This is a genomic window from Glycocaulis abyssi, assembly GCF_041429775.1.
GTDB lineage: Bacteria > Pseudomonadota > Alphaproteobacteria > Caulobacterales > Maricaulaceae > Glycocaulis > Glycocaulis abyssi.
The window spans coordinates 764,629-782,986 of the sequence record NZ_CP163421.1; the positions used below are offsets into that span (position 1 = coordinate 764,629).

Annotated in this window: 19 protein-coding genes; 8 read left to right on the forward strand and 11 right to left on the reverse strand. The window is 64.0% G+C overall.

Going from position 1 to position 18,358, the window contains the following annotated elements:
- Positions 1-2 precede the first annotated feature (2 nt).
- The 4 genes from AB6B38_RS03805 (at position 3) to hflX (ending at position 3,957) form a co-directional block, all read left to right on the forward strand.
- Positions 3-1,400 (forward strand): potassium transporter TrkG, encoded by a 1,398-nt coding sequence (locus tag AB6B38_RS03805; protein ID WP_371394435.1) that lies wholly within the window; start codon positions 3-5, stop codon positions 1,398-1,400.
- A 6-nt stretch (positions 1,401-1,406) separates the two neighbouring features.
- Positions 1,407-2,261, forward strand: a complete 855-nt coding sequence (locus AB6B38_RS03810; protein ID WP_371394436.1) for a D-amino-acid transaminase — start codon at positions 1,407-1,409, stop codon at positions 2,259-2,261.
- 110 nt (positions 2,262-2,371) lie between these two features.
- Positions 2,372-2,632 carry an RNA chaperone Hfq gene (gene hfq, locus AB6B38_RS03815; RefSeq protein ID WP_127566732.1) on the forward strand — a complete coding sequence of 87 codons (261 nt, stop codon included), beginning with the start codon at positions 2,372-2,374 and terminating at the stop codon, positions 2,630-2,632.
- Positions 2,629-3,957 (forward strand): GTPase HflX, encoded by a 1,329-nt coding sequence (hflX, locus tag AB6B38_RS03820; RefSeq protein WP_371394437.1) that lies wholly within the window; start codon positions 2,629-2,631, stop codon positions 3,955-3,957. The genes hfq and hflX overlap by 4 nt, the downstream gene beginning before the upstream one ends.
- Before the next feature lie 3 nt (positions 3,958-3,960).
- Here hflX and mazG read toward each other — a convergent pair whose 3' ends face one another.
- The 11 genes from mazG to zwf all read right to left on the reverse strand — a co-directional run bounded on the left by mazG (position 3,961) and on the right by zwf (position 13,427).
- Positions 3,961-4,797, reverse strand: coding sequence for a nucleoside triphosphate pyrophosphohydrolase (gene mazG, locus AB6B38_RS03825; RefSeq protein ID WP_371394438.1), 837 nt, complete (start codon positions 4,795-4,797; stop codon positions 3,961-3,963).
- A 10-nt stretch (positions 4,798-4,807) separates the two neighbouring features.
- Positions 4,808-5,275: a DUF1203 domain-containing protein gene (locus tag AB6B38_RS03830; RefSeq protein ID WP_371394439.1), complete on the reverse strand. Its 468-nt coding sequence runs from the start codon at positions 5,273-5,275 to the stop codon at positions 4,808-4,810.
- Positions 5,276-5,378: 103 nt separating this feature from the next.
- Positions 5,379-5,786 (reverse strand): Cu(I)-responsive transcriptional regulator, encoded by a 408-nt coding sequence (gene cueR, locus AB6B38_RS03835; protein ID WP_371394440.1) that lies wholly within the window; start codon positions 5,784-5,786, stop codon positions 5,379-5,381.
- Positions 5,787-6,530, reverse strand: a complete 744-nt coding sequence (locus AB6B38_RS03840; protein ID WP_371394441.1) for a MauE/DoxX family redox-associated membrane protein — start codon at positions 6,528-6,530, stop codon at positions 5,787-5,789.
- Between the two features lie 94 nt (positions 6,531-6,624).
- Positions 6,625-7,086 (reverse strand): isoprenylcysteine carboxylmethyltransferase family protein, encoded by a 462-nt coding sequence (locus tag AB6B38_RS03845; RefSeq protein WP_371394442.1) that lies wholly within the window; start codon positions 7,084-7,086, stop codon positions 6,625-6,627.
- 62 nt (positions 7,087-7,148) lie between these two features.
- Positions 7,149-7,379, reverse strand: a complete 231-nt coding sequence (locus tag AB6B38_RS03850) for a hypothetical protein (protein ID WP_371394443.1) — start codon at positions 7,377-7,379, stop codon at positions 7,149-7,151.
- Between the two features lie 227 nt (positions 7,380-7,606).
- A complete protein-coding gene (locus AB6B38_RS03855; RefSeq protein WP_371394444.1) occupies positions 7,607-8,620 on the reverse strand; it encodes a sugar kinase in 1,014 nt (337 codons plus the stop codon).
- Between the two features lie 114 nt (positions 8,621-8,734).
- Positions 8,735-9,370 carry a bifunctional 4-hydroxy-2-oxoglutarate aldolase/2-dehydro-3-deoxy-phosphogluconate aldolase gene (gene eda / locus AB6B38_RS03860; protein ID WP_371394445.1) on the reverse strand — a complete coding sequence of 212 codons (636 nt, stop codon included), beginning with the start codon at positions 9,368-9,370 and terminating at the stop codon, positions 8,735-8,737.
- Positions 9,367-11,232, reverse strand: coding sequence for a phosphogluconate dehydratase (edd, locus tag AB6B38_RS03865; protein WP_371394446.1), 1,866 nt, complete (start codon positions 11,230-11,232; stop codon positions 9,367-9,369). Before edd ends, eda begins: the two co-directional genes overlap by 4 nt.
- 28 nt (positions 11,233-11,260) lie before the next feature.
- Positions 11,261-11,980, reverse strand: coding sequence for a 6-phosphogluconolactonase (pgl, locus tag AB6B38_RS03870; protein ID WP_371394447.1), 720 nt, complete (start codon positions 11,978-11,980; stop codon positions 11,261-11,263).
- Entirely contained in the window at positions 11,964-13,427 is a 1,464-nt protein-coding gene (gene zwf, locus AB6B38_RS03875; RefSeq protein ID WP_371394448.1) for a glucose-6-phosphate dehydrogenase, read from the reverse strand. Before zwf ends, pgl begins: the two co-directional genes overlap by 17 nt.
- A 309-nt stretch (positions 13,428-13,736) precedes the next feature.
- On the opposite strand from zwf, the gene AB6B38_RS03880 reads away from it, so the two are divergent.
- From AB6B38_RS03880 to AB6B38_RS03895, 4 genes are all read left to right on the forward strand, one after another.
- Positions 13,737-14,753, forward strand: coding sequence for a LacI family DNA-binding transcriptional regulator (locus AB6B38_RS03880; protein ID WP_371394449.1), 1,017 nt, complete (start codon positions 13,737-13,739; stop codon positions 14,751-14,753).
- Positions 14,754-14,858: 105 nt separating this feature from the next.
- The gene (locus AB6B38_RS03885) at positions 14,859-16,019 is read left to right on the forward strand and encodes a fumarylacetoacetate hydrolase family protein (RefSeq protein WP_371394450.1); all 1,161 of its coding nucleotides are present in this window, start codon (positions 14,859-14,861) and stop codon (positions 16,017-16,019) included.
- Complete coding sequence (locus tag AB6B38_RS03890; RefSeq protein ID WP_371394451.1) at positions 16,016-16,792, forward strand: SDR family NAD(P)-dependent oxidoreductase; 777 nt, start codon at positions 16,016-16,018, stop codon at positions 16,790-16,792. Before AB6B38_RS03885 ends, AB6B38_RS03890 begins: the two co-directional genes overlap by 4 nt.
- Before the next feature lie 55 nt (positions 16,793-16,847).
- Positions 16,848-18,356, forward strand: a complete 1,509-nt coding sequence (locus AB6B38_RS03895) for a sugar porter family MFS transporter (RefSeq protein ID WP_371394452.1) — start codon at positions 16,848-16,850, stop codon at positions 18,354-18,356.
- The last annotated feature ends 2 nt before the right edge of the window (positions 18,357-18,358 follow it).

The window sequence follows — 18,358 nt, forward strand, 5'->3', positions numbered from 1 at the left end:
CCATGCAGCCATCTCCCCGCACGATACGCGCCCTGGGCTGGAGCTGGCTTGTCATCGGTCTGTCTGCATTGCCCGTGACGCTCTATGCCACGGCTCTTGGCGAGGCATCTGCCGCGCGGGGGCTGGGCACCAGCGCCCTGATCGGGATATTCGCAGGCGGGGCGTGCCTGGCGGCCACGCTGGGGCTTGATCGCAGGGTCCGCGCGCCAGCGGCCTTGCGCCTTCTCGTGCTGGGCTGGATCACCGGCCCGCTGGTGGCAGCCCCCTCTTTCGGGACCGTATCGGACGGCTGGATAGAGGCGATTTTCGAGGCGGTGTCGGCGCTGACCACCACGGGCGCAACGCTGACAGAGCCGGACGCCATGCCGCGCAGCCTGGTGGTTTGGCGCTCCATGCTGCAATGGCTGGGCGGGCTGGCGACGCTGGTGCTGGCCGTCACGGTACTGGCAGGGCTGGATGACCGGCGTGCCGGCTTGCGCCGCTCATCACTTCTCACCATCGATAGTGGTGATCTGTTCTCCAATCTGGGACGCGCGCTTGTCCGGCTGGGCGGGGTGTATACGGGCCTGACTGTGATCGGTTTCGTGGTGCTGGCTTTTGCTGGCGCGAGCGGGTTCGAAGCCTTCAACCTGGCGCTGTCGGGCATTTCCACAGGCGGCTACGTGCCGCGCGGGGGCGAGCTGACAGAATGGCTGCCAATGCCCGCCATAGCCGTGCTGGCCGTCCTGTGCGTCCTCGGTGCCGGCAATATGGCCGTGCTTTACGAGCATGTCTCGCGCGGCCGGGTGACGCGCCGCTTCGGCGATGTGCGCTCCATGCTGATCGTTTCGGTGGTTTGCGGCGCCATGCTGGCCCTTGTGGCCAGCCCTGCGGCGGGGATTGCCGGATTCTTCGATGCGCTGTTCGCGGTCACCACGTCTGGCTATTCGGTCAGTCCGGCAGATGCGGGTCTGCCCGTGATTGCCCTCTTGATGCTGGCGCTGGCCGGTGGCGCAGCCGTTTCCACATCGGGCGGGATCAAGATGGCGCGCCTGCGCCTGCTGGTCCGGCGGGCAGGGCGCGACATCCTGCTTCTGGTCCAGCCCTCTGCCGCTGGCGGATCACGCTTTGCCGGGCGCGCCGTCAACGAGGCGGCTCTGGTATCGGTCTGGGCGTATGCGCTCGCCTATCCGGTGGTTCTGGCGCTTGGCGCTCTCGCGCTGGGGCCGTTTGCGGCTGATATGGGGCTTGCCTGGTCAGTGGCGGGCGCGGCGCTGACAAATGCCGGTCCGATTGCGGGGCAAGCCTATGGCGAAGTGGGCACTGGCGGCCTGATAATCGCCTCGATCCTGATGATTCTCGGCCGGATCGAGATATTGCCGCTGGCTGCGGTCCTGTTCCTTCTGTTCAGCGGAGACTGACGCATCATGGCCCGCATCGCCTATGTAAATGGCCGCTACCTGCCCATCGATGCGCCGGCCGTCCAGATCGAGGACCGGGGCTTTCAGTTCTCCGACGGTGTCTACGAGGTCTGGCTGGTCCGCGATGGAAACTTCCTTGACCATGCCGGGCATCTGGCACGCCTGAAACGCTCGCTCGGCGAGCTGCGCATTGATCTGCCGATGAGCGATGCGGCGCTGGATATCGCCTTGCGTGAGACGCTACGCCGCAACCGGCTGGGCGATGCGCTGGTCTATCTGCAGGTGACGCGCGGGGTTTCAAAGCGCGACCACGCCTTTCCGGTAAAGCCGGTCAGGCCCAGCATCATCATCACGATCCGGCCAGCCCCGCGCGCGCCGGTGGCAGCGCGCGCGGAAACGGGCATTGGCGTTATCACGACCGATGATATCCGCTGGAAACGCTGTGATATCAAAAGTATATCGCTACTTCCCAATGTGCTGGCCAAGCAGGCAGCGCGCGAAGCCGGCGCGTTTGAAGCCTGGCTGATCAACGCAGGCGGAGAGGTGACCGAAGGCAGCTCCAGCAATGCATGGATCGTGACGGGTGAGGGGGTGCTGGTAACGCGGCCCGCAGGCGATGACATCCTCAACGGCATTACCCGCCAGCGCATTATCCGCATCGCCGCTGCCCAAGGACTGCGCCTGGAAGAGCGGGCCTTCACGGTGGAGGAGGCGTTGAGCGCGCGCGAGGCATTCATCAGCTCGGCCACCTCCATGGTGATGCCTGTCGTCAGCATTGACGGGCGGCCGGTGGCCAATGGCGCACCCGGTTCGCTTGCCGGGGCGCTTAGGGAGTCTTACGAGGCGGGCCTCGAAGGGTGAGGGCGTGAAGCCCCGCCTCTTACCCCATTGCAGGCGCGGCCAACGCCCGCTACCTATGGCGTTCCTTGTGTGTGATGCCCTTTGTGTGGGCGGGGAAAAGGTGGATGGCCATGTCGAACGATAAAAAACAGAATCTTCAGGACGTGTTTCTCAATACAGTCCGTAAAACCAAGACGCCGCTGACGATCTTCCTGGTGAACGGGGTGAAGCTGCAGGGTATTGTCACCTGGTTTGACAATTTCTGCGTGCTCCTGCGCCGCGATGGTCAGGTCCAGCTGGTCTACAAGCATGCGATCTCGACCATCATGCCAAGCCAGCCGGTGCAGCTGTTTGACGGCGCCGAAGACGGCGCGGACGGGGATAGCGATTGACCCAAACCGCACCGGCATCGACACGCGCGCTGGTCATCCATCCATTGCCGCCGGGCACGGATGCCAGCCGGGCCGATGCGCGCCTTGAGGAAGCCTCAGGTCTCGCCATCGCGCTGGGCCTTGAGGCCGTCGACGCCATAATCGAGCCTGTGCGCAAGCTGGAAGCGGGCACGTTTTTCGGCAAGGGCAAGCTGGAAACGCTCCATGAGCGTATTCAGGCGCTTGAGGCGCAGGCCGTCATCATCGACAGCGCATTGTCCCCGGTCCAGCAGCGCAATCTGGAAAAGCGCTGGCAGGTCAAGGTGATCGACCGGACCGGCCTGATCCTTGAAATCTTCGCCGAGCGCGCCCGTACCCGTGAGGGGACGCTGCAGGTGGAGCTCGCGCGCCTGACCTATGAGCGCTCGCGCCTGGTACGCACCTGGACCCACCTTGAGCGCCAGCGCGGCGGACGCGGCTTCCTGGCCGGCCCCGGTGAAACCCAGATCGAGACCGACCGCCGGCTGCTGGCCAGCAAGATGGCCAAGCTGCGCCGCGAGCTGGAGCAGGTAAAGCGTACCCGCGCCCTGCACCGCACGCGCAGGCAGGCCGCGCCATGGCCCTCAATCGCTCTGGTCGGCTACACGAATGCGGGCAAGTCCACCCTGTTTAACCGTCTGACCGCAGCCGGAGTGCTGGCCAAGGACATGCCCTTTGCCACGCTGGACCCGACCGTGCGCGGCGTGCGCCTGCCATCGGGCCGCCGCGTGCTGGTGTCGGATACTGTGGGCTTCATCACCGATCTGCCGACCGAGCTGATCGCCGCCTTCCGCGCCACGCTGGAAGAGGTGAGGGAGGCCGACATCCTCGTCCATGTGCGTGATCTGTCAGATCCCGACCATGAAGGGCGCAAGGCCGATGTGGAAAGCGTGCTGACGGCGCTCGATTGCGGTCCGGCCCATGGCCAGCCCCTGATTGAGGCGTGGAACAAGATCGACCGGCTTGACGAGGAAGCGCGCGACGATGTGGTCTGGGCGGCACGCATCGCTGCCAGCAAGTCGCGGGTATCGGTCCACCCGGTTTCCGCCGTCACGGGCGAGGGGGTGGCTGCGCTTCTGGAAGCTGTCGACGCGGCGCTTGGCCGTAATGATGAGCGTATCGTGCTGGATTTGCCGCCCGAACAGGCCGAAATCGCCGCCTGGCTGCATGAACATGGCGAGGTTGTCAGTGACCGGCGCGACGCCAAGACCGGGCAGATACGGATCGAGGCGCGGCTCGCCGGGCCGGATGCCGGCCGTTTCCGGTCGAAATTCGCTGCCGTGCTGAATGACGGGGCGGATGCGTAGAGGCTAGCTGCTCTCGCCGCCTGCTCGCTCAGCCTGCTTTACGCGGCCCCATTCGGCTTCCATCTCGTCAAGACTGGCCGACGCAACCGGATTTCCAGCGGCGTCCATGCGCGCCTCTACGGCGCGGAATCGGCGCTCGAACTTGGCGTTGGCTTCGCGCAAGGCATCTTCCGGGTCAACATCAAGTTTTCGCGCCAGATTGGCGCAAACAAACAATAAATCGCCTATTTCTTCCTTGATGTTCGCGGTGTCTTTCGCGGCGATAGCCTCGCGCAGCTCGCGCGCTTCTTCCTCGAACTTTTCGAGCACGCGTTCCGCATCCGGCCAGTCAAACCCGACGCGGGCGGCCCGCTTGGTGAGCTTCAGCGCCCGCAGCAGCGCGGGCAGGGCGAGGGGGATGTCGGCGAGGGCAGAGCTGTCCGGGTTTCGCGCCGCGCGCTCTTCGGCCTTTTGCGCCTCCCAGGCGATTGTCTGGCCTTGTGCGTCGCGCGCATCGCCATCACCAAACACGTGCGGATGACGCCGCTCCATCTTTTCGGCGATGGCGTCAGCGACATCATCAAAGGAGAAGTGCCCGGCCTCGGATGCCATCTGGCTGTGGAAAACGACCTGAAACAGCAGATCACCCAGCTCGGATTTCAGATCTGCCATGTCACCGCGCGCGATGGCGTCGGCAACTTCGTAGGCTTCCTCGATCGTATAGGGCGCGATGGAGCCGAAATCCTGCTCCACATCCCAGGGACAGCCCGTTTGCGGGTCTCGCAGGCGCGCCATGATGGCAAGAAGGCGTTCCAGCGGCGATGGGGCTTTCCCGATTTCGGCCTGGCTGGCTTGTGGCATCCCGGCGTCCTTATCCACGGTCGATGAGCGCGGCAAAACATCCGCGTCTGGCATAATGCGCGTGGATATAGGAAACCGCCCGATTGGCAAACATGCGCGTGATGAGGCCGGGCGCTTCGCGGCCTTCCACAACATCGCCGTCCACCATCATGTGCGCCGCGTCCAACGCCCGCAGCGATAACAGGCGCGTCTGCAGGGCGGGCGGCATGATGTTCTCGTAAACTGCCGGATTGACGGCATTTTCCAGAACGAAGATGGCGTGGCTTGCCCGGTAGGGCGTATTGGCAGGCTGATGAACATGATTCACCAGCAGTGCCGTTTCGCCCGGTTCCAGATCGCGCAGCTCCACACGGTCGGGCAGTCCGGACCCGGCTTCGGCCTGAAAGCGGAACACGCCTTGAACTTCAAGTGCTTCGCCGGACTGACCGAACAGGTGTGCGAAGGGCTGAGGGTCCAGCCCCCTGACGATATAACTCATTGATACCTCCATTGCCGCGCCTGTGATGGCGATGGAGGCTTATGGAGCGGGCTTGCGGCCGGAGCAGCCCGTTTCTTGCGATGGGTGTGATTACCAGCCGTGTTCACCTGCGCTGTGAACCGGGATCATGCGCCGCAATCGCGTTGATGATCGGGCAGTCGGGCCGGTCATTGCCGTCACAGGCTCTGGCGAGGGTTTCCAGTGTCCCGATCATCGCGTTCATCTCCGCCACGCGGGCGCGCAGCGCCTTGATATGCCCGTCTGTCAGGCGTTTGACATCGGCGCTGGAGCGCGAGCGGTCCTGCCACAGGGCCAGCAGGGCCTTCACATCGGGCACCGAAAAGCCCAGCCGCCGGGCAGCGCCGATAAAGCGCAGCGTGTGGATGTCCTGCGGGGCGTAGACGCGATAGCCGTTGGCCGTGCGCCCCGGCTGGAGCAGGGCGATCTCCTCGTAATAGCGGATCATCTTGCGTGAAATGCCCGAGGCTTTCGCCGCTTCGCCAATATTCATCTAGATCACGCCATACATGCGCAGCGGCATCCAGATCGCCATGGCGATCATGATCAGGTTCTCGGTCAGCGAGATGAAGCCGAGCGGTACGCGGCTGTCGCCGCCCATGCAGGCGCATTTCAGCTCGCGCCGCTCGATATAGACCGCTTTGAAGACCGAAATGGCCCCTATGGTGCCGATGAAGAGCGCAACCGGGGAGGCGAGCCAGATAAGGCTGCCCGCCAGCATGAGAAGGCCCGCACCGGCCTCGGCAAACGGATAGATGCGCCCATAAGGCACCCAGCGCCGCGCCAGCAAATCGTAGTTCAGGAACATGGTCGAGAAGGACTCGATATTGGTCAGCTTCTGCAGGCCCAGCAACACCATGGCGATGGCAATGAAGTATTCCACCGTGTGCAGGCCCACGATCGGCATGTTCGATTGCCAGGCGACGGCGAGGGCCAGCAGGGCGGCCACCGAGAACAGGGCGATGACCGGCGTGTAGCTGGTACCTTTGCCGGTAGAGAGGCCAAAATGCTCGCGCAGCGCCTCATACCCGCCAATGCGTTTTCCATCGATGAAGGTCTGCGGAGTCGTTTTCACGCCATGCTCGGCCTTGAATGCGTCAGTTTCCTCGCGGCTGGTGAGCAGGTGGTCCTCAACCTCGTAGCCCTTGCTGCGCAGGAGGTGGCGGCTCTTCAGCCCGTAGGGGCAGGTATGGTCCGGCATATCCATGCGGTAGAGGGTAGCGGTCTTGCCAGTCATCACGGTGTCCTTTCCATCGGCATTCATGGGTGCGGCTGGCGCACACCCTGAACCTTACCATCATGGGAAGGTCAATGCGAAAGGCGAGGCAGGTTCAGATCCAGCGGCGTACGCGGGCGCGGTAGGCGGTGAACGCATCACCGAAAAGAGCCTGCAGGGCGCGTTCTTCGGGCTGTATCTGGAACCGGTCGATATAGGCGACGAAGAGGGCGGCGCCCACGAGCCCGCCTAGATGGCCCAGGATGATCGTCCAGCCGAGCAGCATGACCACCATGCCCAGATACATCGGGTTGCGGGTGTAGTTGTAGATGCCGGTGACGACGAGCGCGGTCGCGGCACCCGGATCAATCGGGCTTACCGTGGTGCGGGCCTTGCTGAAGGCGAGAATGCCGGAGGCAGCAATGGCAACGCCCAGCGCGGCCACCAGCAGGCCGAGCGCGCCCTGGCCGGGAAGGCTGATGGTCAGGCCAGGCGTCAGGGCCGTGAGACCCCAGCCCAGCGCGCCGCTCACCAGCACGACAAGAGGAGGCGGGATGCGGGTTTCGAGTGAGTTCATCGTGTTTGCGCCTTCCTTGGAGCCATTTCGGGGGGGCAGCATAGTGTGAAGCCGATTTAGAATTATTGCCCGCTCTGAGTACAGAAATATTCAACGTCTTCCCCACGCACCAGCTTTTCGTCGCGCACCGGCCTTACCAGCCCGGCGAGTGGAGCCGCCATGGACAGCGATATGCTGGGCTGGGCGACATAGGGTCCAGCCGAGCCGAGCCAGCGCCCGTCCATGCGCAGGCTGTCGAGGCTGCCATCAACGAGAAACACCGAGATCATCGCGTAGCGCAGATTCAACCGCACACGCGCCGCATCCGGGCGAAAGGCCGGTCAGGGCAATACTGGCTAGCGCCACTTGAATGAGATTGGCGAGGTTAACCGCTATCTGGACTGGTTGGCCCAACACCGCTCGCCGCGAAAGCATGCTGATCGCGCGGCGCGATCACAGCGAGCAGGGGAAGGTGTTGCCGGGCGGGGACGATCTCGTCATCTGCTTTCATTCAGCCGCAAAAAAAGGTGCGCGCGCAGCCTTAGCGTTTCAGGTCGCTACCCTCACGCCATGCGGCGATATCACTGCGCCGCACTGTACACTGATCGCCGGGAATGGAGTGTTTGACCGCTGTTACCGTTAGCGCATCGGCGAGTGCTGTCTGATGGTCTGCACCGCTTGCCAGAGCGTCTATCAGGCCGGCTGCAAATGCATCGCCGCCGCCAATGCGTTCAACGATCCCCGCCAGTGTCTCCGGACCGGCAGCGATCACGCCGTCCCGGCTGGCAAGCCGGGCTTCCAGCGTCTGTTCAAGTGTCCCGCGCGACTGGCGGAAGGTCGTGACGATGTATTCAAGGCCGGTGAAGCGGGCGAAAGCGGCCTTTGCGGCGCTGTCGAAATCGGCCACGCGATTTCCGGTCAGTTCAAGCGGCATGATGCGGGCCAGATCACCGGCGCTGGAAAAGAGCACGGTCGCTTGCGCCACCAGCTTGCCGAGTATCCCGCCGGCCTCGGCCTCGCGCCCCTGCCAGAGCATGGGCCGGAAATTGAAATCGAAAGATACCTTTGCGCCCTGCTCGCGGGCGTGCTGCGCGGCATCAAGGGCCGCTTGCGCCGGGGCCGCGCCAAGAGCAGGCGTAATGCCTGAAAGATGCAACCAGTCCACCCCGGCCAGTGCCGCGTCCCAGTTCCAGCCTTCAGCAGGCATCAGGCTGAATGCCGAATGAGCGCGGTCATAGACAATTTCGGCAGGGCGTTGCATCGCTCCGCTGGCGTGAAAGTAAAGCCCCATCCGGCCCATGCCGCGGATGACATGCGCGGTGTCGAGGCCTGACCGGCGCAGTTCGCCAAGGCAGGCATCGCCAATCGCATTGTCAGGCAGGGCAGTAATGACGCGCGCTGTGTGGCCAAGGGTGGCCAGGCCCGCTGCGACATTGGCTTCTGCGCCTCCGAAACAGGTGTCCAGCCTCGCCGAACGCAGGAGCGGTTCACGTCCCGGCGCACTCAGGCGCAGCATGACCTCGCCGAATACTGCGGCGTTGAGATGGGTCGTCATGTCGGGCGCTCCATTGGAAGGGGGCGGGGCCGCGTTTCGCCTTCCGCCGCGATTATTTCACATTAGCCGCAGAAAACTGCGTCGCGAAAGGGAGAGGTTTGCATGAGCGAACACCTAGCGCTTCATCGCCTGCGCAGCGCGGGCATTGGCGGTGATGGCGGCCCAGTTGCCGCTGGTAATGTCCTTCGTGTCCGCGATCCATGACCCGCCGACACACACCACGTTGGGCAGGGCGAGATAGTCCGGCGCTCGCTCCCGGCTGATCGAGCCGGTTGGGCAGAAGCGCACATCTGGCAGCGGCCCGGCGAGGGCTTTCAGGTAAGCGATCCCGCCTGCGGGCTCTGCGGGGAAGAATTTGAGCACCTCAAAGCCCTGCTCGCGTGCGGCCATCGCTTCGCCAGCGGTGGCAACACCCGGTAGGCAGGCAAGTCCGGTGGCCAGCATCGCGTCTCCCAGCGCAGGCGTCAAACCGGGGCTGACGAGGAAGGCCGCGCCCGCCTCTGCGGATGCGTGTGCCTGCTCAGGCGTGCGCACCGTGCCCATGCCGACCATCAGGTCCGGCGCGGCATCCTGCATCGCCTTCATCGCATCAAGGGCGATGGGCGTGCGCAAGGTCAGCTCGATCACCTTCAGCCCGCCTGCGGCTAGCGCGCGTGCCAGCGGGGCTGCGGTCTTGATATCTTCAACCGTCAGCACCGGAATGACGCTTGCCGCGTCGATGACGGCGTCCAGAGAGGGTGTGGTGCTCATGCGACAGTCTCCGTGACGGGTATGGGCGCGGCGGGCTCGCACAGGCCGGGCAGGGCCATGGCGCCTTCCTCGGCGGTGGAAACCCGGGATCGCATACCGGCAAACAATTCCCGGCCAAGTCCGGAATGGCTGGCGGTGAGGTCGCAGGCTGCGGCTTCGCGCGCGGCCAGCTCGGCAGCATCCACCCGCACATCGAGGCGGCAATTATCAGCATCGACGCGGATCACATCGCCGTCGCGCAGCCTTCCAATCATGCCGCCCGCCAGTGCTTCGGGGCTTAAGTGGATGGCGGCGGGCACCTTGCCGCTGGCACCCGACATACGCCCATCGGTCAGCAGCGCGACCTTGAAGCCCCTGTCCTGCAAGACGCCGAGCGCCGGGGTCAGCTTGTGCAGCTCGGGCATGCCATTGGCCATCGGGCCTTGGAAGCGCACCACGACGACGCAGTCGCGCTCCAGCTTTCCTTCCCTGAACGCCGCCAGCATGGCGTCCTGACTGTCAAAAACGAGGGCAGGCGCTTCGACCACACGGTGTTCGGGCTTGACGGCAGACACCTTGATCACGGCGCGGCCAAGCGGGCCGTCCAGCACGCGCAAACCGCCATCCTTTGCCACCGGATCGGAGGCAGGGCGCAGCACGTCGAGGTCAAGGCTCTCTGACGCGGCCGGGCGGAAGCCGAGTGTGTCTCCGTCAAGGAAGGGTTCGGTGGCAAAGGCAGCAAGGCTGTCTGCACCCAGGGTGAGCACATCGCCGTGCAGCAGACCTGCCTCCAGCAGTTCGCGTACCAGAAAGGCCATGCCGCCTGCCGCGTGGAAATGGTTCACGTCCGCCTTGCCGTTGGGATAGATGCGTGTCAGCAGCGGGGTGACGCGCGAGAGATCGTCAAAGTCATCCCAGTTGATGATGAGCCCGGCCGCACGCGCGATGGCGACGAGGTGCAGGGTGTGGTTGGTCGACCCACCGGTCGCGTGCAGCCCCACAATCGCGTTGACGATGGCGCGGGCATCAATCGCCTCGCCGAGCGGGCGGTAATCGCTCCCCAGCGCCGTGATCTTCGCTGCGCGCTTTGCGGTCGCCTTGACCATCGCCTCGCGCAGGGGCGTGCCGGGATTGATGAAGGCCGAGCCCGGCACATGCAGGCCCATGATCTCCATCATCATCTGGTTGGAGTTCGCCGTGCCGTAGAAGGTGCAGGTGCCGGGGCTGTGATAGCTGGCGCTTTCCGCGTCCAGTAGCTTGTCGCGCCCGATTTTGCCTTCAGCAAAGAGCTGGCGAACCTCAGCCTTCCTGTCATTGGAGAGCCCTGAAGGCATCGGCCCGGCGGGCAGGAAGAGCACGGGAAGGTGGCCAAAGCGCAGCGCGCCGATCAGCAGGCCCGGCACGATCTTGTCGCACACGCCAAGACAGATCGCGGCGTCGAACATGTTGTGGGAGAGCGAGACGGCAGTCGCCATCGCGATCACATCACGCGAGAAGAGCGACAGCTCCATGCCCGGCTGGCCTTGCGTGACACCATCACACATGGCCGGCACACCGCCTGCGACCTGCGCGGTCGCGCCCGCTTCGCGTAAAGTCTGTTTGATTAGAGCCGGATAGCTCTCCAGCGGCTGATGGGCCGACAGCATGTCGTTGAACGCGGTGACGAGGCCCACATTCGGCCAGACAAGGTCTTTGAGCGCATTCTTGTCTTCGCCCGAGGCCGCAAAGCCGTGGGCGAGATTGCCGCAGGAGAGGATTTTGCGCTGCACGCCATCGGCCTTGGCCTTGGCGATCAGGTCCAGATATGCGGCGCGAGTCTCTCTGCTGCGTGTCTCTATACGCGCAGTGACGTCTTTCAGGACGGGATGGAGCGGGGCGGACATCGGCTGCGCCTTCGGGGTTTGCGTCGCTTCAGGGCGACCAGAATATCTGTAAATCGATCAGGGGATGGTTCAGCAGGGCGCGCACCGGCATGTCTTCAACCGGGCCGGGCAGCAGCGCCTTTTCCAAGGCAGCGCGCTTGGCATCGCCCCGGATGAGGAGGGCGCAGAGCTTCAGATCCTCCAGCGCGCGCATGGTCAGGGTGATGCGTTCGGTCAGCATGCCGGTAACGACGCTTTGCCTTGCCGTGATGCTTGCCACGCGCGGACCGTCTTCGGACAGCGCATCCTGCAGCCCGTCAGCATGCGGGAACCATGACAGGGTGTGGCCGTCATCGCCCATGCCGAGCACGGCGCAGTCGGCAGGCCAGTGAAGAGCTGCGAGCCTTGCCTCGGTGGCGGGAAGGCCGTCGGCCGCTCGCGCGCCGGGGCTTTTGAGGCCCGTAAAGCGCGCCTGCGCAGCCTTGCCCGTCAGCAGCGTACGGCAGATGAAATCCGCGTTTGATCCTTCTTCGCCCGGTTCCACCCAGCGTTCGTCTGCGAGCACCACATCGATGCGGGTCCAGTCGAGGTCCGTGACCGAAAGGCGGCGGTAAACGGGTTCAGGCGTTGAGCCGCCCGACACGATCAGGCTGGCGCGTGCGCGCGTGGCCAGCGCGTGCTGCAGGGTATCGGCTAGCGCGTCAGCGAGAGCTCTTGCAGCGGCATCGCCATTCCCGAACGGGTGGAACGTCTCAGGCATGGTGGCCATCGAACCATTCGCGTCCTTCCCGGCTGAGCAGAAGCGATCCTTGCGACGGGCCGTCCGTACCGGCAGCGTAGGCGTGCAACGGGCATGCGCCATCATGCCAGGCGCGGATCACCGCATCGGTCCACCGCCACGCCACTTCAACCTCGTCGCGGCGCATGAAGAGGGCAAGATTGCCCCGCACCACCGCCATCAACAGGCGCTCATAGGCGTCCGGGTAGCCAGCCTCGAACGCGTCCGCATAGCTCAGATTCAGCGGCACATAGCGCAGACGCATCCCGCCGGGACCGGGGTCCTTCGTCATCATCATCAGCTTCACGCCCTCATCGGGCTGCAGGCGGATGACGAGACGGTTGGGCTGCAGCACGCCGGCATCGGCGCGGATGATGTCATGCGGCACCGGCTTGAACTGGACAATGATCTCCGAACGGCGCGTTGCCATGCGCTTGCCGGTGCGCAGATAGAAGGGCACGCCCGCCCAGCGCCAGTTATCAATGCTGGCCCGGATGGCAGTGAAGGTTTCGGTTTTCGTCGGCTGGCCGAGTTCATCCGCATAGCCCGGCACCTTCGCGCCATCAATCAGGCCCGCGCCATATTGCCCGCGTACAAGGCATTGGCCGGCATCTTCGGCGCGGATCAGGCGCAGCGCGTGCAACACTTTCAGCTTTTCCGTGCGTACCGCATCGCCGTCCAGGCTTACCGGCGGCTCCATGGCCACAAGACACAAAAGCTGCAGCAAATGATTCTGCACCATGTCGCGCAGGGCCCCGGCGCGGTCATAATACTCCGCACGCTCGCCTGCACCGAGCGTTTCGGCGACGGTGATCTGGACGTGGTCAATGCCGTTCGCGTTCCACACCGGCTCCAGCAGCATGTTGGCAAAGCGCAGCACCAGCAGGTTTTGGACCGTCTCCTTGCCCAGATAGTGGTCGATGCGGAAGATTGACGCCTCGTCAAACACAGCGCCAACCGCTTCATTGATGTGGCGGGCCGAGTGGAAGTCATGGCCTATCGGCTTTTCCAGCACGATGCGCGCGCGCGGCGTGACAAGGCCGTGGCTCTCGATCGCGGCGCAGACCGGGCCGTATACCGATGGCGGCAGGGCAAGATAAAACAGGCGCACCTTCGCCGGATCATCGTCCAGCGCGTCTTTTACCGTCTCCCAGCCAGAGCCGTCACCATGGGCGTCGATGGCGGTGTAGCTGACGCGATCCGAAAACGCGGCCCAGGCTTTCGCCTTCTTGTCGCCGTTCACGAACTCGCTGGCGCGCTCCAGATACTCGCCCGTGCTTATATCCTCGCGGGCCGCCGCGATAATGCGGGAATTTTCCGGTATCTGTCCGTCACACCAGCGATGGAACAGCGCAGGCAGAATCTTGCGCCGCGCCAGATCGCCGGTCGCGCCGAAAATGACCATGTCAAAGGCTTCAACCGGAACGAGTTCAGCCATGTGTCTTCGGTGTGTCCGTGTCTCTGGTGATACAAGGGGTGCGCAGCAGGCATGACGAAGGTTTCATGTCTGACAAGTTAAAGACTGCCTCGCTTCACTGCCCGGTGCAACCGCTGTCATTTCTCCCTTTCCTGGCGTGGCGCGCCACACGTGTTCCGGGCGCACAAACGGATTGGGGGCAGGACCGGTAGCTGGACCGCAATTTGATTATCCGCTATCGCAGAAAGAGGCGCCGTAAAGGCGTTACATGCAATAGCTGCCAGCGCAGGACGGGAAGTATTGGCCAGAACAAGGGATAGGCGCGGGGCAGTGACGATAGAGGACGTGGCGCGCCGTGTCGGCGTTTCGCCTATGACTGTATCGCGCGTTATCAATAATTTTGCCGGCGTGAAACAGTCGACACGCGATGCGGTTCGTCAGGCGGTGGAAGAGCTCGGCTATTCGCCCAATCCGGCAGCGAGAAGCCTGGCGCGTCATGGCGGACGCCGGGTCGGCCTGCTCTATTCCAACCCCAGTGCAGGATATCTCAGCGAGTTCCTCGTGGGGGCGCTAGATGGCGCGCAGCTTAGCGGATCGCTGCTGATGATCGAGAAGTGCGGCACCACAGCCGCCAGCGAGAAAGCCGCTATCGCGCGTCTTGTGGCAGGCGGCGTGGCCGGTGTCGTCCTTCCTTCGCCTCACGCCGAATCCGCCGACGCCCATGCCGAGTTGAAATTGCATGGTGTCGCTGCCGTGGCCGTCGGCACGGGGCTGCTGCGGCAGGAGGCCAATTCGGTCCGCATTGACGACTTTGCTGCCGCCGCAGAGATGACGCGTCACCTCCTGTCATTGGGGCATACACGCATCGGCTTCATCAAGGGCGCTGCCAACCAGACCGCCAGCGCCGAGCGTCTGAGCGGGTTTGAGGCGGAGATCAGCCGTGCACGGCCCAAGGCCACCTCACTGGTGGAGGAGGGCGACTTCACCTACCGGTCAGGACTGGAAGCGGCCAAGCGCCTGCTCTCCAGCAAGGAGCCCCCGACCGCCATTTTCGCCAGTAATGACGATATGGCCGCAGGGGTGCTGGCGGCAGCGCATCACCGCGGCTTTGCCGTGCCCGAGCAGCTTTCCGTGGCGGGCTTTGACGATACGCCCATCACCACTGCGGTCTGGCCTGAACTGACAACCATTCATCAGCCTGTGGCTGAAATGACCGAAGCGGCTGTGCGCATCATTGCCGATGGCGGGCGGGGCCAGACACCCGGTGTGACGGCCAAACCCGTTGACCGCCTGTTGCCCTACAAGCTTGTGATACGGGCTTCGACGGGGCCTGTAGGAAGAGTATAAGCGTCTGGTTCATCGTCAGCTTGACACTCATGCCTGTGAGCGGCGATGGTAGCGCTAACAAACAGTGCTCTTGCGGACAGGTCTGACAAGAGCCCGGGGGGAGAAATGACCCGTCTCATCGATTGCTTGCCGGCAGACTGGCGTTTTGCAACGCTTGTCGGCCGCATTGCCCTGCATGACGGGCCGACGCCGGTGATGATCCGCGATGGGCATCTGTACGACATGTCTGGTGTTGCACCGACCTCGGCCGACCTTCTGGCCCGCCTCGGCGGGCTGGACGCCACCAGCGGACGCGATATCGGGGCCGTCGACACCTTCACCGTCAAAACGGTCTGGGCGCGCGAAAAGCCGGGCGCGATCGAGATACTGGCTCCGGTCGATCTGCAGGCCGTCAAGGCGGCGGGGGTCACCTTCGCCACCTCTACCATCGAGCGCGTGATCGAGGAACGCGCAGGCGGCGATATCGGCCGCGCCACGGATATCCGCGAGACGCTGCAGGAGCGGATCGGCGGCGATCTCGCTTCGGTCAAGCCCGGCTCTGAAAGCGCGGCACGCCTGAAGGCGGCGCTGATCAAGGACGGGCTCTGGTCGCAATATCTTGAAGTGGCCATCGGGCCGGACGCGGAAGTTTTCACCAAATGCCCGGTGCTGGCGGCAGTCGGCTATGGTGCCCATGTCGGCGTGCGTTCGGACTCGCGCTGGAACAATCCGGAGCCGGAAGTCGTGATGGTCTGTGACCCCGCCGGCAAGGCTATCGGCGCGACGCTGGGCAATGATGTGAACCTGCGCGATTTTGAAGGCCGCTCCGCCCTGCTGCTTGGTAAGGCGAAGGACAATAACGCCTCCTGCGCGCTGGGACCGTTCATCCGCATTTTCGACAAGGAATTCACGCTCGACGATGTGCGCGCGGCCACCGTCTCGCTTCGGGTGGAGGGCGAGGACGGCTTCGTCCTCACCGGCGAAAGTTCGATGAGCCTGATCAGCCGCGACCCCCTGGATCTGATCCGTCAGGCATTCGGCCGGCACCATCAGTATCCCGACGGCATGGCGCTGATGCTGGGTACGATGTTCGCACCCATTGAGGACCGCGACGCGCCGGGCAGGGGCTTTACACACAAGGTGGGCGACATCGTGCGCCTGGCATCGGAGCGCCTCGGCGTTCTGGAAAACAAGGTAACGAGTTGTGACAAGGCGCCGCCCTGGACGTTCGGGGTTTCGGCACTGATGCGCAATCTCGCCGCCCGCGGACTTCTGGAGGAAGCATGATTGCAAAGGTGAACGGCAACGCGGCGGTATATCCGTCCCTTAAGGGCCGCGTTGTTGTAGTGACAGGCGGGGGTTCGGGCATTGGGGCAGCGCTGACGGAAGGGTTCGCCCGTCAGGGCGCGCGCGTGGCCTTTATCGACATGGCCGAGGACGCCTCGCGTGCGCTGGATCAGTCGCTTTCAGGGCTTGATCCTGCGCCGTCCTATTATCACTGCGATCTCACCGATATCGACGCACTATTGGCGGTTCTGGCCCGTATCGCGGAGGAGGTCGGCCCGGTTGATGTGCTGGTGAACAATGCCGCCAATGATGACCGCCACCGCATCGAGGAGGTCACGCCCGCCTATTGGGATAACCGGATCGCGGTCAATCTGCGCCACCAGTTTTTCGCCAGCCAGGCCGTCATCGAGGCGATGCGCGCGCGTGGCAGTGGCGTGATCGTCAATCTGGGCTCTTTGTCCTGGCATCTGGGGCTGGCAGACCTCTCCGTCTACGAGACCGCCAAGGCCGGGGTGGAGGGCATGACGCGAGCCATGGCTCGTGAGCTCGGCGCGGACGGTATCCGCGTGGTCTGCATCGTGCCCGGCAATGTGAAGACGCCGCGGCAGGCCAAATGGTACTCACCGGAACAGGAAGCGGAGATCGTGGCCCAGCAGGCATTGAAACTCCGCATAGAACCCAGCGACATAGCGGCCATCGCTATGTTTCTGGCATCAGACGACGCACGTGCCTGCACAGGACATGAATACATAGTCGACGCCGGCTGGCGATAGCTCGCCCAGCCTTGAACAACGGGCCCGCCAAAGAGGCCCATGGGGAGGAATAGACATGGCCAATCTCTCGGCTACGGGAGCGGTCGGTTCGGTAGAGGCTGAACAGACCAATATGGGCTTCATCATCACTACCGCGCTGGTTGCCACGATAGGGGGCTTCCTGTTCGGTTACGATAGCGGGGTGATAAACGGTACGGTAGACGGGCTGAGGGGCGCGTTCGGCTCCGAGGATATCGGCACCGGCTTCAATGTCGCCTCCATGTTGCTGGGCTGCGCGGTTGGTGCGGCCTTTGCGGGCCGGGCGGCCGACATTTTCGGCCGGCGCACCATGATGATCGTGGCGGCGGTCTTCTTCGTAATCAGCGCGTGGGGCTCGGGCGTTGCCAACAGTTCCGGCGAGTTTGTCTTCTTCCGCATTCTCGGCGGTCTTGCGGTGGGTGCGGCCAGCGTCATGGCGCCGGCCTACATTTCGGAAATCGCGCCGGCGCGGATGCGCGGGCGGCTGACCACGATCCAGCAGATCGCGATCATTTCCGGCCTCTTCTTCTCCTTCCTCGCCAACTATCTGCTGGCCAACATGGCCGGCGGCTCGACGGCGGAGTTCTGGCTTGGCTTCCAGACCTGGCGCTGGATGTTCTGGGTGGAGCTGATTCCGGCCATCGTGTTCTTCATCGCCCTGTTCCGTATCCCTGAAAGCCCGCGCTTCCTGGTCATCAAAGGCAAGACCGATCAGGCCAACGCGGTGCTGACCCGCCTGTTCGGCGCCGAGGCGGCCAAGCTGAAGGTGGAGGAGATCAAGTCCTCGCTCGCCTCTGACCACAAGCCCAAGCTCGCCGACCTGTTTGACCGCGAGAAGGGCGGCGTGCGCCTGATCGTCTGGGCCGGCATCGGCCTGGCTGTCTTCCAGCAACTCGTGGGCATCAATATCGTCTTCTATTACGGCGCGGTGCTCTGGCAGTCGGTGGGCCTGAGCGAAGGCGATGCGCTGATGATCAATGTGGTCTCAGGCGCGCTGTCGATCGCGGCGGTGATTGCGGGCCTTCTGGTCATCGACCGGATCGGCCGCAAGCCCATGCTGCTTTTCGGATCGCTGGGCATGGCGGTGACGCTGGGCCTTGTCGCCTATGCCTTCTCCACGGGCAATTTCCTGGCCGCAGGCACGGTGCTGGAGGCCGGTACGGTGCTGGCCAGCGGCACGGCCTATCCTGAAGGCGCGGTGCTGACCAATAGCATGCTCGACCTGCGCCCCGAAATGGGCCTGCTCGCGCTTGTGTCGGCGAATATCTATGTGATGTTCTTCAACTTCTCCTGGGGTCCCGTCATGTGGGTGATGCTCGGCGAGATGTTCCCCAACCAGATCCGTGGCTCGGGGCTGGCCGTTTCCGGCTTTGCCCAGTGGATCGCCAATTTCGGGATCACGATGAGCTTCCCGATCATGGCGGCCGGGCTCGGCCTGATGACCACCTACAGCTTCTACGCCGTGTGCGCGCTGATCTCCTTCTTCTTCGTGCTGGCGATCGTGCGTGAGACACGCGGCAAGGAGCTGGAACAGATGACCGGATAGCC

Coding starts and splice junctions, on each gene's coding strand:
- AB6B38_RS03805 (WP_371394435.1), top strand. CDS start 3: ATGCAGCCATCTCCCCGCACGATACGCGCCCTGGGCTGGAGCTGGCTT.
- AB6B38_RS03810 (WP_371394436.1), top strand. CDS start 1,407: ATGGCCCGCATCGCCTATGTAAATGGCCGCTACCTGCCCATCGATGCG.
- hfq (WP_127566732.1), top strand. CDS start 2,372: ATGTCGAACGATAAAAAACAGAATCTTCAGGACGTGTTTCTCAATACA.
- mazG (WP_371394438.1), bottom strand. CDS start 4,797: ATGCCACAAGCCAGCCAGGCCGAAATCGGGAAAGCCCCATCGCCGCTG.
- AB6B38_RS03830 (WP_371394439.1), bottom strand. CDS start 5,275: ATGAGTTATATCGTCAGGGGGCTGGACCCTCAGCCCTTCGCACACCTG.
- cueR (WP_371394440.1), bottom strand. CDS start 5,786: ATGAATATTGGCGAAGCGGCGAAAGCCTCGGGCATTTCACGCAAGATG.
- AB6B38_RS03840 (WP_371394441.1), bottom strand. CDS start 6,530: ATGACTGGCAAGACCGCTACCCTCTACCGCATGGATATGCCGGACCAT.
- AB6B38_RS03845 (WP_371394442.1), bottom strand. CDS start 7,086: ATGAACTCACTCGAAACCCGCATCCCGCCTCCTCTTGTCGTGCTGGTG.
- AB6B38_RS03855 (WP_371394444.1), bottom strand. CDS start 8,620: ATGACGACCCATCTCAACGCCGCAGTATTCGGCGAGGTCATGCTGCGC.
- eda (WP_371394445.1), bottom strand. CDS start 9,370: ATGAGCACCACACCCTCTCTGGACGCCGTCATCGACGCGGCAAGCGTC.
- edd (WP_371394446.1), bottom strand. CDS start 11,232: ATGTCCGCCCCGCTCCATCCCGTCCTGAAAGACGTCACTGCGCGTATA.
- pgl (WP_371394447.1), bottom strand. CDS start 11,980: ATGGCCACCATGCCTGAGACGTTCCACCCGTTCGGGAATGGCGATGCC.
- zwf (WP_371394448.1), bottom strand. CDS start 13,427: ATGGCTGAACTCGTTCCGGTTGAAGCCTTTGACATGGTCATTTTCGGC.
- AB6B38_RS03885 (WP_371394450.1), top strand. CDS start 14,859: ATGACCCGTCTCATCGATTGCTTGCCGGCAGACTGGCGTTTTGCAACG.
- AB6B38_RS03890 (WP_371394451.1), top strand. CDS start 16,016: ATGATTGCAAAGGTGAACGGCAACGCGGCGGTATATCCGTCCCTTAAG.
- AB6B38_RS03895 (WP_371394452.1), top strand. CDS start 16,848: ATGGCCAATCTCTCGGCTACGGGAGCGGTCGGTTCGGTAGAGGCTGAA.